At 69.0% G+C, this 15,068-nt stretch carries 14 protein-coding genes, 1 pseudogene and 1 riboswitch; of the genes and pseudogenes, 7 read left to right on the forward strand and 8 right to left on the reverse strand.

Annotated elements, in window-relative coordinates; genetic code table 11:
• Positions 1 to 121 precede the first annotated feature (121 nt).
• From ACIQMV_RS17865 to ACIQMV_RS17895, 7 genes are all read right to left on the reverse strand, one after another.
• Positions 122 to 574, reverse strand: coding sequence for a GNAT family N-acetyltransferase (locus ACIQMV_RS17865; RefSeq protein WP_402593712.1), 453 nt, complete (start codon positions 572 to 574; stop codon positions 122 to 124).
• A gap of 54 nt (positions 575 to 628) precedes the next feature.
• A complete protein-coding gene (locus ACIQMV_RS17870) occupies positions 629 to 1,093 on the reverse strand; it encodes a MarR family winged helix-turn-helix transcriptional regulator (protein WP_402593714.1) in 465 nt (154 codons plus the stop codon).
• Between the two features lie 153 nt (positions 1,094 to 1,246).
• Positions 1,247 to 2,113, reverse strand: a complete 867-nt coding sequence (locus ACIQMV_RS17875; RefSeq protein WP_402593716.1) for a GNAT family N-acetyltransferase — start codon at positions 2,111 to 2,113, stop codon at positions 1,247 to 1,249.
• 90 nt (positions 2,114 to 2,203) lie between these two features.
• Positions 2,204 to 2,686: an NUDIX domain-containing protein gene (locus ACIQMV_RS17880; RefSeq protein WP_141359887.1), complete on the reverse strand. Its 483-nt coding sequence runs from the start codon at positions 2,684 to 2,686 to the stop codon at positions 2,204 to 2,206.
• A gap of 118 nt (positions 2,687 to 2,804) precedes the next feature.
• On the reverse strand, positions 2,805 to 3,710 hold the full coding sequence (locus tag ACIQMV_RS17885; protein ID WP_402593718.1) for a LysR family transcriptional regulator: 906 nt from the start codon (positions 3,708 to 3,710) through the stop codon (positions 2,805 to 2,807).
• Between the two features lie 282 nt (positions 3,711 to 3,992).
• A complete protein-coding gene (locus tag ACIQMV_RS17890; RefSeq protein ID WP_402593720.1) occupies positions 3,993 to 5,183 on the reverse strand; it encodes a cystathionine gamma-lyase in 1,191 nt (396 codons plus the stop codon).
• A 96-nt stretch (positions 5,184 to 5,279) separates the two neighbouring features.
• A complete protein-coding gene (locus ACIQMV_RS17895) occupies positions 5,280 to 5,657 on the reverse strand; it encodes a phage holin family protein (RefSeq protein ID WP_141359890.1) in 378 nt (125 codons plus the stop codon).
• Positions 5,658 to 5,705: 48 nt separating this feature from the next.
• On the opposite strand from ACIQMV_RS17895, the gene ACIQMV_RS17900 reads away from it, so the two are divergent.
• From ACIQMV_RS17900 to ACIQMV_RS17915, 4 genes are all read left to right on the forward strand, one after another.
• Positions 5,706 to 6,023 carry a cupin domain-containing protein gene (locus ACIQMV_RS17900; RefSeq protein WP_023548672.1) on the forward strand — a complete coding sequence of 106 codons (318 nt, stop codon included), beginning with the start codon at positions 5,706 to 5,708 and terminating at the stop codon, positions 6,021 to 6,023.
• Positions 6,024 to 6,202: 179 nt separating this feature from the next.
• The gene (locus ACIQMV_RS17905) at positions 6,203 to 6,415 is read left to right on the forward strand and encodes a DUF5326 family protein (protein WP_141359891.1); all 213 of its coding nucleotides are present in this window, start codon (positions 6,203 to 6,205) and stop codon (positions 6,413 to 6,415) included.
• Positions 6,416 to 6,614: 199 nt separating this feature from the next.
• A complete protein-coding gene (locus tag ACIQMV_RS17910) occupies positions 6,615 to 7,514 on the forward strand; it encodes an IclR family transcriptional regulator (RefSeq protein WP_402593722.1) in 900 nt (299 codons plus the stop codon).
• A gap of 97 nt (positions 7,515 to 7,611) precedes the next feature.
• Entirely contained in the window at positions 7,612 to 8,049 is a 438-nt protein-coding gene (locus ACIQMV_RS17915; protein WP_141359892.1) for an SsgA family sporulation/cell division regulator, read from the forward strand.
• A gap of 101 nt (positions 8,050 to 8,150) precedes the next feature.
• On the opposite strand, the gene ACIQMV_RS17920 is transcribed toward ACIQMV_RS17915, so the two are convergent.
• Positions 8,151 to 9,737 carry a YibE/F family protein gene (locus ACIQMV_RS17920; protein ID WP_402593725.1) on the reverse strand — a complete coding sequence of 529 codons (1,587 nt, stop codon included), beginning with the start codon at positions 9,735 to 9,737 and terminating at the stop codon, positions 8,151 to 8,153.
• Between the two features lie 71 nt (positions 9,738 to 9,808).
• A riboswitch (TPP riboswitch) is annotated at positions 9,809 to 9,986 on the forward strand.
• Here ACIQMV_RS17920 and thiC point away from each other — a divergent pair.
• The 3 genes and pseudogenes from thiC (at position 9,979) to ACIQMV_RS17935 (ending at position 14,995) form a co-directional block, all read left to right on the forward strand.
• Positions 9,979 to 11,808, forward strand: coding sequence for a phosphomethylpyrimidine synthase ThiC (gene thiC, locus ACIQMV_RS17925; RefSeq protein WP_402593726.1), 1,830 nt, complete (start codon positions 9,979 to 9,981; stop codon positions 11,806 to 11,808). (Overlaps the previous riboswitch by 8 nt.)
• A gap of 210 nt (positions 11,809 to 12,018) precedes the next feature.
• Entirely contained in the window at positions 12,019 to 13,302 is a 1,284-nt protein-coding gene (locus tag ACIQMV_RS17930; RefSeq protein ID WP_402593728.1) for an IS701 family transposase, read from the forward strand.
• Positions 13,303 to 13,547: 245 nt separating this feature from the next.
• Positions 13,548 to 14,995: pseudogene (locus ACIQMV_RS17935) on the forward strand (hypothetical protein).
• Positions 14,996 to 15,068 lie beyond the last annotated feature (73 nt).

Consider the following 15,068-nt stretch of genomic DNA (forward strand, 5'->3'; position numbering starts at 1 on the left):
TAGGGTTGCGGGCGCGGCGGGGTGGCCGGGTGGGGGTGGGGCTGATGGGGATTGCGCGGTGGTGGCCGTGTGGGGTGGGCGTTTCACGTGAAACGCCCACCCCTCGGCGTGTTCGAGGTGCTCACAGGTGAAGCTTGAAGCCCAGGTGCGAGGCTTCGAAACCCAGCCGCTCGTAGAAGCGGTGGGCGTCGGTGCGTGTCCTGTCCGAGGTCAGCTGGACCAACTGGCAGCCTTCGCGCCGTGATGTGTCGACGGCCCACTCGATGAGCCGCGTGCCCAGGCCGCTGCCTCGCTCGCCCGCGTGGATGCGGACGCCTTCGATGATCGACCGGGTGGAGCCGCGCCGGGACAGGCCCGGAATGATCGTGAGCTGGAGCGTGCCGACGACGCGGTCCTCGCGCACGGCGACCACCAGGTGCTGGTGGGGATCGGCGCTGAGCCGCTCCAGCGCGGTCAGATAGGGCGCGAGGTCGTCCGGGGACTCACGCTGCGCCCCCAGCGGGTCGTCCGCGAGCATGGCCACGATGGCGGGGACGTCGGCGGCGACAGCGGCTCGTATGGCGAGATCTTCCATGTCCCGCACCCTATGGGCTGGTCCGGCCCGCACCGGGACCATGCCGGGGCGGGTCTATGCCGGGGCGGTCGCGTGCAAGGACTCGACGGCCCGGACCAGCGGTGCCAGATCGGGGTTCTTCGCGGCTTCGTCGAGTGCCTCGCGCAGGGCGCCGTCGTTGGTCGGCCGGGCCTGGGCCAGGAGCTTGAGACCGGTTTCGGTGACGTTGGTGTAGATGCCGCGGCGGTCCGTGGGGCACAGATAGCGCTCGAGCAGACTGCGGTCCTCGAGCCGGGTGACCAGCCGGGTGGTGGCGCTCTGGCTGAGGACGACCGCGTCCGCGACCTGCTTCATCTGCAGATGGCCACCCTCACCGTCGTGTTGCCGGCTGAGCACGTCGAGCAGCGAGTATTCGCGCACGCTGAGATCGTGCCCGGCCTGAAGGGCGCGCTCGATGTGCGTCTCGATCCTGCCGTACAGCAGGGCGAGCGCGGACCAGCCCTGGGCCAGGGCGGTCAGCGCGGGGTCCCTCGCTGTCATGGGCGTTTCCTCCGTCCCGGAGCGGCTGAATCCAGGATAGGGCAGCGCAACGATAGACAGCCTTTGGAGGTATAGCGCGCACGCAACTATTGCGCCCTTCCGGCTTGGCGGAAGCCGGGAGCTCCGGGAAGACATGAGCCCGGAGCGGCTGCCTCAGCCCGCCGCCACGGTGAGCGGTGCGAACCGACGGGTCCAGTCCCCGGGCGACTCCGCGACGCCGTACATCATGACGTCATTGCGCATCACCGGCGCCAGCCCGCGTTCCGTCACCCAGCCCAGCAGCTCTTCGTGGCGTACGTCGATGTCCGTGCGCAGCCGGCGGTCGGTTCGAGCGGCGAGGGAGGCGATCAGGGCCTTGGCCGTCTCCGTGTCCCGGGCGATCAGGGGACCCACGACATGGGTGTCCATGTTGGGCCAGGCCGCCGCGTACCCGATGATCCGGCCGTGCTCCTCGGCGACGCGCAACTGGTCGGCGAACGCGGGCAGTCGCGTGATGGCCGGGGTTCGATCAATGCCGAACACCTCTTCGTCGAGCCGCAGGATGCCCGGAAGGTCCGCCGCGGTGGCCGCGCGCGTGGCGACAGGAGTCCGCGACGCGTCCGGTGTGAAGTGCCCGACCACCATCTCCGCCCTGCCGGTGACCTTGAAGCCCAGCTCCTCGTAGAGCGGGCGGCCGAGCGGGGTCGCATGGAGGGTCAGAGGGGTGCTGCCCATCGTCGAGACCACGTGGCGCATCAGCCGCCGTCCGATGCCCTGGCGGGCATGCCGTTCGGCGACCAGGACCATGCCGATGGCGCCGAGATCCGGGCGGCCCTGCGGTCCGTACTCGCTCACGACACACGCGGCGACGAGTCCTCCGTCCGGGTCGTCGATGCCGTAGCCCGTCCCGGCCGTCAGAAGAAAGCTCCACTTGTGCTCCTCCCGCGGCCACCCCCGGTCCTCGGACAAGTCGGCGCAGGCGGTGAGATCGCGAAGCGTCAGGCGGCGGATGGGGGAATGAGCGGGAGAAGGAGTCGACACGCAGGTCAGGCTGTCCGAAGGACCCCCTCGGCGTCCACCCGTTTCGGACCGGACGTACGTGCTTTTGGCCACGGCCGGGTGACCCGTTCCTCAGCCCAGGTCGGGAGCGTGCATGGCCCGCACGCCCTCGATGTTTCCGTCCAGGTAGTGGCGCAGGGACAGCGGAACCAGATGGACGGAGGCGATGCCGACTCGTGTGAACGGCACCCGTACGATCTCGTACTCGCCGGCGGGCTGATCCACTTCGGGGCCATGTCGCTGGGAGAGGTTCATGGACTCCAGCCGGCAGACGAAGAAGTGCTGCACCTTCACACCGGTCGCGCCGCCGTCCTCGCCGATGTGCTCCACGGTGTCCACGAAGCAGGGCACCACGTCGGTGATCTTGGCGCCGAGTTCCTCGTGCACCTCGCGGTGCAGAGCGTCGACGACGGTCGCGTCCCCGGGCTCGACCCCGCCACCGGGAGTGACCCAGTAGGGATCGACACCGGGCTTGGTGCGCTTGATCAGGATCAGGTCGTCACCATCGAGGAGAACGGCACGGGCGGTGCGCTTGACCACGGGTCGGACGGTCATGGGAGAAATGTGGCCCGGCTGGTTCCACGTGAAACATCGCATGCCGCCCCGGTCTCATGCCGCGCACTTCTCCCGCCCCGTGTTCCCTTGCCCTCCCCTGTCCTCCCTTCTTCTCCGCTCAGCACCAGGCGGTGGCCGCCCGCAGCAGCCACTCATGGGCCCGCGCGATGTGCGGCATCGCCAGCGTTCCGGTACGGACCGCGAGGAAGTAGGTGCGCAGCGGTGGCACCGCCGGCTCGTGCAGGGGCACGATCTCCCCCCGCCCCAGGGCGGCCGTGCACAGATACCGGGGCAGCACCGCGAGCCCCGCGCCCGCCACCACGCAGGCGAGGACCGCGCGCAGATCGGGGACGATCACCGTGCCGGAGGCCGCGGGCCGGGCCTCGAAGACCGACCCCCAGTAGCGGGAGGCGAAGGGCAGCGACTCGTGGACCTCGATCACGGGGACGGTGTCCAGGGCGGGTACGGACGTACGGCGGGGTGTCGCCTGGTCGATCCGCTCGGCCCAGCGCGGAGCGGCGACCAGGACGTGCTCCTCGTCGCACAGCGGAGCCGCCGTGAGCAGTCCGCCGCGGGGCCGGGCCGTGCTGATGGCCAGATCGTGATGTCCGGCGGACAGGCCGTTCAGGGCCTCCTCGGCGGTCCCGAAGGAGGTGCGCAGCGCGAAGCCCTCCCCGTCGTCGCCGGTCAGCCCGGTCAGCGCGGGCAGGGCCCGCTCGGCGATGAACTCCGGCGGCCCGGCCAGATGCAGCGTGCGCAGGGAGGACTCGTCGTCCAGGCCGGTCTCGGTGATCTCCACGAGCGCGTCCAGATGCGGCGCGGCCTTGTGCGCGAGCTCGTCGCCGATGGTCGTGGGCGTCACACCGCGGGCCTGGCGCAGGAACAGGGGACGTCCCAACTGCCGTTCCAACGTGCGGATCTGGGAGGTGACGGCCGGCTGGGAGAGACCGAGGAGCGCCGCGGCGCGGGTGAAGGAGCCCGCTCGGTGCACGGTCACGAACGTGCGCAGCAATGCCAGATCCATGGCACGCCCACCCCTCTTGGTGCCCTCTTGTGCGGCCCCCCCGGCCCCGCCCAACTATAAATATGTCGATAGGTCTCTGTCGCTACTGTGATTGGACACTGACACAGAGTCAACTAGCCTTGTTCGCGCGGTTCTTCGCGCGCGGAACCGAGGGCGGTCCGAGCCACGAGGGGGGAGGCTCGGACCGCCCGCTGTGCACGGACGGAAACGGACGGAGACCGCCGGCACTCGCAGGAGACCTGGCAGGCGCCTGCCGGGGACCGGCCGGCGTCCGGGAAGCGGTCAGTGAGCCGGCTCGGCCGACTCCTCCAGCGCGCGCAGCACATCCGCCACCAGGTCCTCGGGGTCCTCCGCACCGACGGACATCCGGATGAAGCCCTCCGGCACCGCGTCACCGCCCCACCGTCCTCGCCGCTCGGCCGTGGAGCGCACCCCGCCGAAGCTCGTCGCGGGGTCCACGAGTCGCAGCGCGTCGAGAAAGCGCTCGGCACGCGCACGCGTGGGCAGCGTGAAGGACACCACGCACCCGTAGCGCCGCATCTGCCGTGAGGCGATCTTGTGGGAGGGGTCGTCGGGCAGCCCGGGGTAGCGCAGCCCGGTCACCTCGGGCCGGCCACGCAGCGCCTCGGCGAGAGCGAGGGCGGAGGCGTTCTGCCGGTCGACGCGCAGGTGCAGGGTGGCGATCGAACGATGGGCGAGCCAGGCCTCCATCGGTCCCGGGATGGCACCGACGATCTTGCGCCAGCGGCGTACGGCCGCCATGGCCTCACCGTCGCGGCCGACGACGTATCCCAGCAGGATGTCGCCGTGTCCGCTGAGCTGCTTGGTGCCGCTGGCCACGGAGAAGTCCGCGCCCAGCGCCAACGGCCGCTGCCCGAGCGGGGTCGCCAGGGTGTTGTCCACGGCGACCAGGGCGCCACGCGCGTGTGCCGCCTCGACCAGCCGCCGGATGTCGCACACGTCCAGCCCCGGGTTCGACGGGGACTCGATCCACAGCAGCCGTGCCCCGTCCAGCGCGTCGAGCTGGGCGTCCCCGCCGGTCGGTGCCGTGCGTACCTCGATCCCGTACTCCTGGAGCTGCTCACGCACCAGGGGCAGCGCCTGGTAGCCGTCGCTGGGCAGCACCACCGCGTCCCCCGCGCGCAGTTGGGAGAAGAGCACCGACGAGATGGCGGCCATGCCGGAGGCGAAGGCGAGCGTCTCGACGCCGTCCTGCCCGGGTGCCTCCAGCTCGCCGATGGCGCGCTCCAGCAGCGTCCAGGTCGGGTTCTCGTCGCGGCCGTAGGTGTAGGGGCCCGTGGGGTCGCCCGGCAGATGGAAGTGGGCGGCGAACACCGGTCCCGGAAGTGTCGGTTCGTGCTTGACCGGCTCGGGCAGCCCGGCCCGCACCGCACGCGTGCCGTCACCGGCCCCGGTGGGGAAACGGGACTGCTCCCGGGTGCCGTTCGGGTCGTCCGCAGCGGAGTCGTTCATACCGCTCTGCCTTCCTTCGCTTGCTGTCGTCCTGCGGCGAGCGCCGCGCGGCCCGCCGCCCACTTCCCCCTCGGGGCGCTCCCTCGGCCCCTCGGTTCAGTCCTCGTCCGGCAGAACCAGGTTCAGCGCCCAGGAGACGACCGAGACGATCAGGCCGCCCAGGACGGCCGTCCAGAAGCCCTCGACGTGGAAGCTCAGGTTGAGCTTGCCGCACACCCACGACGTCAGCAGCAGCATCAGAGCGTTGACCACCAGGGTGATCAGGCCCAGCGTCAGGATGAACAACGGGAAGGTCAGTACCTTCACGATCGGCTTGACCAGGAAGTTCACCAGCCCGAAGATCAGAGCGACGACGATCAGCGTGCCGGCCTTCTTGGCGGTGCTGTCGCCGGTCAGAGTGATTTTGTCGAGCAGCCACACGGCGACCGCCAGGGCGCCCGCGTTGGCGATCGTCTTGACTACGAAATTCTTCATGTGTCTGATCGTGGCAGACCAGATCGACTACGAGTACGGGCGAGGGCGATGAAGGCATTCCGGCTGGACGAACTGGAGGCGGAGCGAGCCGCCAACGAGGGCGCCTACCTTCAGTTCCTGCGCGAGCGGAACATGTCGGTCGGTCTGTACGCGCTCAACGCGGGCGAGCACGACCCGCAGAAGCCGCACAACCAGGACGAGGTGTACTTCGTCGTGAGCGGCCGCGCCTCGATCACCGTCGGTCTGGAGACGACCGAGGTGGCCCGCGGCAGCGTGGTGTACGTGCCGGCCGGAGTCGCCCACAAGTTCCACCACATCAGCGAGGATCTGAGGGTCCTGGTGGTGTTCTCTCCCCCGGAAGCCTGAGGCGGCGTCTCGGGGTTCCCTAGGGGACCGGTCAGGGCAGGACAAGGGGTGCGAGGGCTCCGCGGGGCGCCCTCCCGGCTCTAGCATCGAGTGCAGAACATCGACAGGGCCCGCACCGGGGAGTGCGGGATGCCGACAGGGCCCGGCACCGCGCCGGCGGAGAGATGAGGACGAGGGCAATGCGAGAGATCTTCGCGAGTCTGCCGTGGTGGGTGAAGTGGATCGCGGTGCCCGTCATCGCTCTGGTCGTCTTCGGCGGCGTGATAGCGAGCGTGATCGGCTTCGTGGTCTGGCTGCTGTTCAAGGTGCTGATCTTCGTCGCGCTGGTCGGCGGGCTGATCTACATCGTGCGGAAGTTCATGGCGGGGTCGTCCTCACGCAGCGACTGGTGAGTGCCAGGGGGTACCGGTGAACCGGTAACGGGAGTCGCCGGTTCCCTCGCGGGAGGGAAGTTTCCCGGACAAGCCGTCCGTGTGCGGTGACAGGCGGATAAGGTCCGGAGATCGACGCGGGGGCCGGCCCCCGCGGGCGGCGTACACCCCCATTCGTGTTCCCCGCACGGCTGCCCCCTCGCGCTACGGGAGTGACCCCTTGGCCACGGTTGACACCGCACCCGCAGAACGGCACGCGCCGCCCGCACCCCGGGGGCCGTCCCGCTCGACGGCCCTCCCGGCGCAGCCGCGTTCGTCGGCCCCGTTGGAACGGCCCAGGGCCACGGTCCCGGAGCAGCCGAGGCCCCAGCAGCCCCCGACCCTCATCGGATCCGTGCAGCGTGCGATGCGCCTGCTGGAGACCGTCGCGCGGCACGAGCACGGAGCGCCCGCCAAGCAGCTCGCCCGTGAGACGGGTCTGGCCCTGCCCACCGCCTACCACCTGCTGCGCACCCTCGTTCACGAGGGCTATCTGCGCCGCGACCGGGGTCTGTTCTTCCTGGGTGAGGCCGCTGAGCGGCTGAGTAGCAGCGGAGCGGCGCAGAAACGTCGCACCACGATCGTCGAGGCGCTCGCCCAGTGGCGGGATGCCATCGGTGCGCCGCTGTACTACGCGATGTACCGCGAGGGCGAGATCGAGCTCATGTGCGTCTCCGCCACCGCGGCCATTCCGGCGGTCGAGGAATGGGCCGGCTTCCGCGAGACCGGGCACGCGCACGCGATCGGCCAGTGCCTGCTGTCCCAGCTGGACGACAGGGGCCGCCGCGATCACCTCGACCGCTACCCCGTGCAGTCCCTCACTCCGTACACGGTCCGTGACGAGCACACGGTGCTGCGGCGCCTGGAACGGGCCCGGCCGATGGAGCCGGTGACCGAGCGGCAGGAGTACGCGCTGGGGGCGGTGTGCGCGGCGATTCCCATCACGGTGGGCACCACGGCGGCCGCGATGGCCCTCTCCCTGCCGGCCCATCAGGCGGACCGGCTGCTGCCCGCCGCACGCCGGCTGCAACACGAGGTGGGACGGCGTCTGGGCACCCTGGCGCTCTCTATCAGTATCTGAAAACTCACTCCTTGTGATCTGATGTGTACGTTCAGCAAGATGCACCATTGTTACGGGATGGATTCCCGGCCAGTCGACGGCAAACAACGGGGTAGCGATGCGCGAGTCCGTACAGGCAGAGGTCATGATGAGCTTTCTCGTGTCCGAGGAGCTCTCCTTCCGCATCCCGGTGGAGTTGCGGTACGAGACCTGTGATCCCTATGCCGTGCGGCTGACCTTCCATCTGCCGGGAGACGCCCCGGTGACCTGGGCGTTCGGGCGAGAGCTGCTGATCGACGGGGTGGGGACGCCGTGCGGGGACGGTGACGTGCGCATCTCACCGGCCGGCCGCGACTCGCTGAGCGAGGTCCTGATCCGGCTTCAGGTCGGCGGGGACCGGGCGCTGTTCCGCTCCTCGACGGCCCCGCTGGTGGCGTTCCTGGACCGTACGGACAAGCTGGTGCCCCTGGGGCAGGAGGGTGCGCTGGCCGACTTCGACGCCCACCTCGACGAAGCCCTGGACCGCATCCTGGCGGAGGAACAGAGCGCAGGCTGAGGGGTACGGCAGCGGACGCGGCGGTGGTGTAACGCTTCGCCACGGCCTCAGGGGGTGCAGGAACGCTTCGTCGGCCGCCCAAGGAGCCTCCGCGTACGCAGTCAGCGCCTGCGGCGCCTGCCCCTTCCACCGCGCGCCGGAGCGGGCAGCGTGGCCTGTGCCGCGGCCTGCGTCCGTCCCGTGCGGTCGGCCGAGACCACGAGTGCCGCCAGCGCCGTGGTGACCGGAACGGAGGCGACCAGACCGATCGAGCCCACCAGCGTGCGCACGATCTCCTCCGCGACGAGCTCACTGGTGGCGACGGTCGTCACGCTGCTCTGCGCGATGGAGAACAGCAGCAGCAGCGGGAGCGCGGCACCCGCGTACGCGAGGACGAGGGTGTTGACGACGGAGGCGATGTGGTCGCGTCCGATACGGATGCCCGCGCGGTACAGCCCGCGCCAGCCCATCGCGGGGTTGGCCTCGTGCAGCTCCCAGACCGCCGAGGTCTGTGTCACCGTCACATCGTCCAGGACGCCGAGCGAGCCGATGATGACACCGGCGAGCAACAGGCCGCTCATGTCTATCGACGGATACAGGCCGTGGATCAGACCGGTGCTGTCGTCGGTGTTGCCGGTCAGCGCGGCCCAGCCGATGAACAGCGAGCCCAGGAAGCCGATCAGCATCAGCGAGATCAGCGTGCCGAGCACCGCGACCGAGGTACGGGCGGACAGGCCGTGACACATGTACAGCGCGATCAGCATGATGGCGCTGGCCCCCACCACCGCCACGACCAGCGGGTTCGAGCCCTGCAGGATCGCGGGCAGGACGAAGAGGTTCAGCACCAGGAAGCTGATGGCCAGCGCGACCAGCGCCATCACGCCCCGCATCCGCCCGACGACCACGACGGCGAGTGCGAAGAGACCGGCCAGCAGCGCCATCGGAAAGCGCCGGTTGACGTCGGTGACCGAATACTGCAAGTCCTTGGGTGCCGAGGGCTCGTAGGCGACCACGACCTTCTCGCCCTGGTGCAGCTGCCGGGACTGGTCGGGCTGCACGATCTCGGTGAAGGTACGGCCCTTGTCCTTGCCGCCGTCCACCCGGATCGTGGCCTTCTTACAGTTCCCGGACTGCTGCTGCTGTGCGGAGGAACCCTCGGCGGTGGACGTGTCGCCGGTCGGTGTGTCACCGGAGACGTTCACCGACTGGCAGCTGACCTGGAGCACCTCGACGACGGTGGCCTGCTGCGTCTGCCGGTCGAAGCCCACACCGGTGCGCTCGTGCGACGGGGCGCCGCCGGGCCACAGCACCGCGAGTCCGGCCGCCACCAGTGCGGCGAACGGGATGAGAATCGCCGCGATCACCTTGCGGAGGTGCTTCGACACGGGTGCGGCTGGTCCGTGGCTGTGGCTGTGGCCGTGCCCGCCACCGCTTCCCGGGCCGTGCCCGGTGCCGCTCCCCGGGCTGTGACCGGTACTGCTCCCCGGGCCGTGCCCGGTGCCGCTCCCCGGGCTGTGACCGGTACTGCTCCCCGGGCCGTGCCCGGTGCCGCTCCCCGGGCTGTGACCGGTACTGCTCCCCGGGCCGTGCCCGCCACCCGTCGCGGGGCCGTGTCCGTGGTCCGTGGCGGTGGCTTCCTGGCCGTGCCGGACGTCCTGTCCGCGTCGGGGTTCGGGCGGCGGATGGGGGAACTGCTCTGTCGTGGTCACCGCCCGATCATCGCAAGAACGGCACAGGCCCACTGTTCACCGCGCCACAAATGACGTTAGCGTGGAGGCACCTTTGCACACGCGGGAGCTCGGAGCACCGGGCTGAGAGGGCGCTGACCTCCGTCTTTGCGATGTTTCACGTGGAACGTGCGATGTTTCACAGGAAACGCCGGCAGGCGGAATCCGCTGCGTCGACCGCCGAACCTGTTACCGGGTAATGCCGGCGTAGGGAGTAGGTCTCATGACCAACAAGGACGTACGCACGCCTGCCTCCGATCAGATCTCCAGCGACGCGGAGCGGACCGCTTCCGACGCTGCCGACGGGGAGGCCGGGAAGTCCATCGGCTGGCACAAGGGCTACGTGGAGGGCTCACGCCCCGATCTGCGAGTGCCGGTCCGTCAGGTGCACCTCACCAACGAGCAGTCCGTCACGCTGTACGACACCTCCGGCCCGTACACCGATCCACTCGTCGGTACCGATGTCCGCAGGGGCCTGCCGCCGTTGCGCGAGAACTGGATCGTGGCCCGCGGCGACACCGAGGAGTACGCGGGCCGTCCCGTCCGTCCCGAGGACGACGGGATCAAGCACACCTCGCCACGCGGCGGTCTGCGCAACCTCGACGCGGTGTTCCCGGGGCGGCCGCGCCAGCCGCGCCGCGGCCGCGACGGAGGAGCGGTGACGCAGCTCGCCTACGCGCGCCGCGGGGAGATCACGCCGGAGATGGAGTTCGTGGCCATCCGGGAGAACGTTGCTCCCGAGACCGTCCGCGAGGAGATCGCGGCGGGCCGCGCGGTGCTGCCGGCCAACGTCAACCACCCGGAGATCGAGCCGATGATCATCGGCAAGCGGTTCCTGGTGAAGGTCAACGCCAATATCGGAAACTCCGCGGTGTCCTCCTCCATCGAGGAGGAGGTGGAGAAGATGACCTGGGCGACCCGCTGGGGCGCCGACACGGTCATGGACCTCTCCACCGGCCGCAACATCCACACCACCCGTGAGTGGGTGCTGCGCAACTCCCCCGTCCCCATCGGCACGGTCCCGCTCTACCAGGCTCTGGAGAAGGTGGACGGCAAGGCCGAGGAGCTGACCTGGGAGATCTACAAGGACACCGTCATCGAGCAGGCCGAGCAGGGCGTGGACTACATGACCGTCCACGCCGGTGTACGCCTCGCCTACGTGCCGCTGACCGCCAACCGAAAGACCGGCATCGTCTCGCGCGGCGGCTCGATCATGGCCGCCTGGTGCCTGGCGCACCACAAGGAGTCGTTCCTCTACGAGAACTTCGAGGAGCTCTGCGAGATCCTCGCGGCCTACGACGTCACGTATTCGTTGGGCGACGGACTCCGGCCCGGCTCGATCGCGGACGCCAACGACGAGGCACAGTTCGCGGAACTGCGCACGCTCGGGGAACTCGGCCGGATCGCCAGGCGTTTGGACGTACAGACCATGATCGAGGGCCCGGGCCATGTCCCGATGCACAAGATCAAGGAGAACATCGACCTCCAGCAGGAGATCTGCGATGAGGCTCCGTTCTATACGCTCGGCCCGCTGACGACGGACGTCGCCCCGGCGTACGACCACATCACCTCCGGCATCGGCGCCGCGATGATCGCCTGGTGGGGCACGGCCATGCTCTGCTACGTCACGCCCAAGGAGCACCTGGGGCTGCCCAACCGTGACGACGTCAAGACCGGTGTCATCACCTACAAGATCGCCGCCCACGCGGCCGACCTCGCCAAGGGGCACCCGGGCGCGCAGGAGTGGGACGACGCACTGTCCGACGCCCGCTTCGAGTTCCGGTGGGAGGACCAGTTCAACCTCTCCCTCGACCCGGACACGGCACGGGAGTTCCACGACGAGACCCTCCCGGCGGAACCCGCCAAGACGGCCCACTTCTGCTCGATGTGCGGCCCGAAGTTCTGCTCGATGAAGATTAGCCAAAGCATCACAGAGCGGTTCGGCGGTGCGGCTGAAGGGACGTCTCAGGAGGAGATCGCGGAGGGGATGCTCCAGAAGTCGAAGGAGTTCGCTGCGAGCGGGAACAGGGTGTACCTGCCGCTGGCGGAGTGACCTGTATCTCCACGGAACGGCCCGCGCCTTGTGAGCAGTCGCGGGCCGTCCGTTCCGCTCCAGCTAGTACTCCAGTCTGACTTCGCGATCTTGTCGCGGACCCGGCTGGGTACGGGTACGGCCACCGCGTGATCATCGGGGGTTGTGTGGACTCCTGAAGATCGTGCGGTGGCCGCAGGCCATAACGTAGACCCTGCCCGCTGGCGGGCGATGTTCGACCAGGTCATGGCCCGGATCGCGGGCAGATTCAGGCGAGTTGAGCCCCGGGCCGCAGCCCGCGCTTACCTGCTCGGGCTGCTGTCCAGCGCCGAACGGAAGAACTGCTGGCAGCTGGCCGAACAGGCGGGCCATACGCAGCCTGGGCCGCTGCAACGCCTGCTGCGCTACGCCCGCTGGGGCGCCGATGCCGTCCGCGACGACCTGCGTGCCTACGCCGCCGAACACCTCGGCTCCGACGGCAGCGTTCTCGTTGTCGACGAGACCGGCTTCCTGAAGAAGGGCCGGTCCTCGGCAGGAGTGCAGAGGCAGTACACCGGCACCGCGGGACGCATCGAGAACGCCCAGGTCGGCGTGTTCCTCGCCCTGGCCACCAGCCGGGGACGGGCCCTGATCGATCGACGGCTCTACCTCCCGGAACACTCCTGGTCCAATGATCCCGAACGCCGCACCGCGGCCGGGATACCCGAGACCGTGCAGTTCGCCACCAAGCCCCGTCTGGCCTCGGAGATGATCGCCGCCGCGCTGGAAGCCGGGATCACCGCCTCCTGGGTAACCGGCGACAAAGCCTACGGCCAGGACCCCCAGCTCCGCGCCGCCCTCGAGCCACGCGGCATCGGCTACGTGATGGCCGTTGCCTGCTCGACACGGGTGAGGATCAACCACGGCCGCACTCCCGCTCGCGCCGATACTGTCGCCGGCCGCCTGCCCGCCATGGCCTGGCACCGTCAGAGCGCAGGAAACGGAGCGAAAGGCCCGCGGTACTACGACTGGGCCTGGATCCACATCGACACCGACAGCCACCGGCACCTGCTCATCCGACGCAACCGGTCCACCGGCGAACTCGCCTTCTACCTGTGCTGGTCACCCACCGAAATGCCCCTGTCCGAACTGGTCCGCGTCGCTGGCATCCGCTGGAGCATCGAGGAATGCTTCCAGGCCGCCAAGAGCCAGGTCGGACTCGACCACTACCAGGTCAGACACTGGACCTCATGGCACCGGCACATCACCCTCGCGATGCTCGCCCTGGCCTTTCTGACCGCCCTCGCCGCCGACGCGGCACCCCAGCGGCCCGCCGACGCGCACCACCTCGCCCGCAGCCGCGATCCGATCACGCTGACCGTCCCGGAGATCCGCCACCTACTTGCCGCCGTCTTCAACCCACCAGCCGTGACCGCGGCCAGCCTGCTGCACTGGTCCAACTGGCGCAGACGCCACCAGGCAACAGCCCGACGCAGCCACTACCGACGACGGACCGCCAACGAACCCGCTGGATAGATCGCAAAACCGCAGTGGAATACCAGGACGTTTCGTTCAGCTTCTGGACGGCGACCATCGTGCTCGTGAGGCCGGTTCAAGATCCACTCGGCTGCGCGCGGGCGCTAGGGTGCATAGGGTTCGTGGTCAGTGAGTGATACCTGACAACCCGCCCTCTTCAACGGCCGTTCCGGAAGCCCTCCTTCATGTCGATTGACCGCAAGTTACGTTTGCCGCCTCGCTACCCGGCAGTCGGAACAACTTTCATGGCAGAAACTGCCCTGCGTCGCACTGTTCTCGTCTGGTTGCTTCCGATGCTGTGGACTGTTGCCCTTGGCCTGTGGGGGCTTTCGCGGCAGGACAGCGTATGGCGGGACGAGGCCGCGACCTGGCAGGTAGCCCAGCGCTCCACGGCTGAGATCTGGCACATGCTGGGGAACGTCGACGTCGTGCATGGGTGTTACTACCTGTTGATGCACGCGCTGTTTGAGTGCTTTGGGCCCAGCACCACAACTCTGCGGCTGCCCTCGGTGCTGGCCACGGGGATCGCGGCGGCTTGCGTGGCAGTCATCGGCCACAGGCTGGCCGGCGTGTGGGCGGGCTTAGCGGGAGGGATGGCGTTCGGGCTGCTGCCGGCTGTGCAGTTCTACCTCCAAGAGGGTCGGCCCTATGCACTGGTCGCAGCCGGAGCCGGGATCTCCACATTGCTCCTCACGACCGCGCTCCAAAGGCGTGTTCGTACGCTGCACTGGGCTGCATACAGCAGCACCGTCCTGCTGATGGGGCTGCTGAACTGGCTCTCGCTCGTGATCCTCCCGGCACACCTGGCAACTCTGCTGTGGACCCGAGCCGGGCGCGAGATCTGGACACGCTGGACGACGGCCTCCGCGGCCGCCACCGCCTGTGTGCTGCCGTTGATCCTCTTCAGCCGGGGCCAGTCCGCACAGGTGTCATGGATACCGCCGATGTCCTGGCACATGTTGATCGGACCCGCGGTCCTGCTGGCAATCGGTGGCGTCGGCGCCCTACTGGACCGGCCCCGAGCAGGCCGACCGTCGGCAGCAGCCGTCGGGTTACCGCTGCTGGCGGTGCCGCAGATCGACCTCATCGCTCTTTCCCTGATCCAGCCGTTGTTCTTGGACCGCTACATCCTCTACAGCATGCTGGGTCTGGCACTGCTGATCGGCACCACCATTGGCTCGGCGATACAGGCAGCCAGGCCCCGGCTCCCGAGAGCGTCGAAGTGGATTCTCCCCGCAGTGGTCGTCGCAGCGATGGTGGCACTGTTGCCGCAGTCACTGGTCAAGCGGTCCCCGGCAAGCAGGGTGGACGACGTCCTGGCGATAGCGTCGAACGTCCGGCGGATGAGAACGACCGGAAGTGCGGTGCTCTTCATCCCGTCGGCACGTCGGGACACCAAGTCCGTCTCGCCAAGTGCCTTTTCCGGGCTGCGAGACATCGCTCTCGTAGAGAGCCCAGAGAAGTCCGGGACCCTGAAGGGTGTGGAGGCAAGCCCGGATCACATACGTGCCGCGATGCTTGCCCAGCAACGGATACTGCTGGTGACGGACGCAACGCAGGTGGCGAAACCGGTGACGGCCGAGCGGGACAAGATCAAGACCGCCGTGCTGAAGAAGCACTTCACACCAGTGGCTGACGAGCAAATCCGGGCCGACGGGTGACGGTGTATCAGCGGCTTGCGACAGCTCACTGACCGGCGAAGGAAGACCACCCTCGAGCTCGTAACCGGACGCGGCTGCGCGGACCCGCCACTCCGGCGACCTCCA

Origin of the sequence: Streptomyces sp. NPDC091412 (assembly GCF_044756885.1) — a bacterium.
GTDB lineage: Bacteria > Actinomycetota > Actinomycetes > Streptomycetales > Streptomycetaceae > Streptomyces.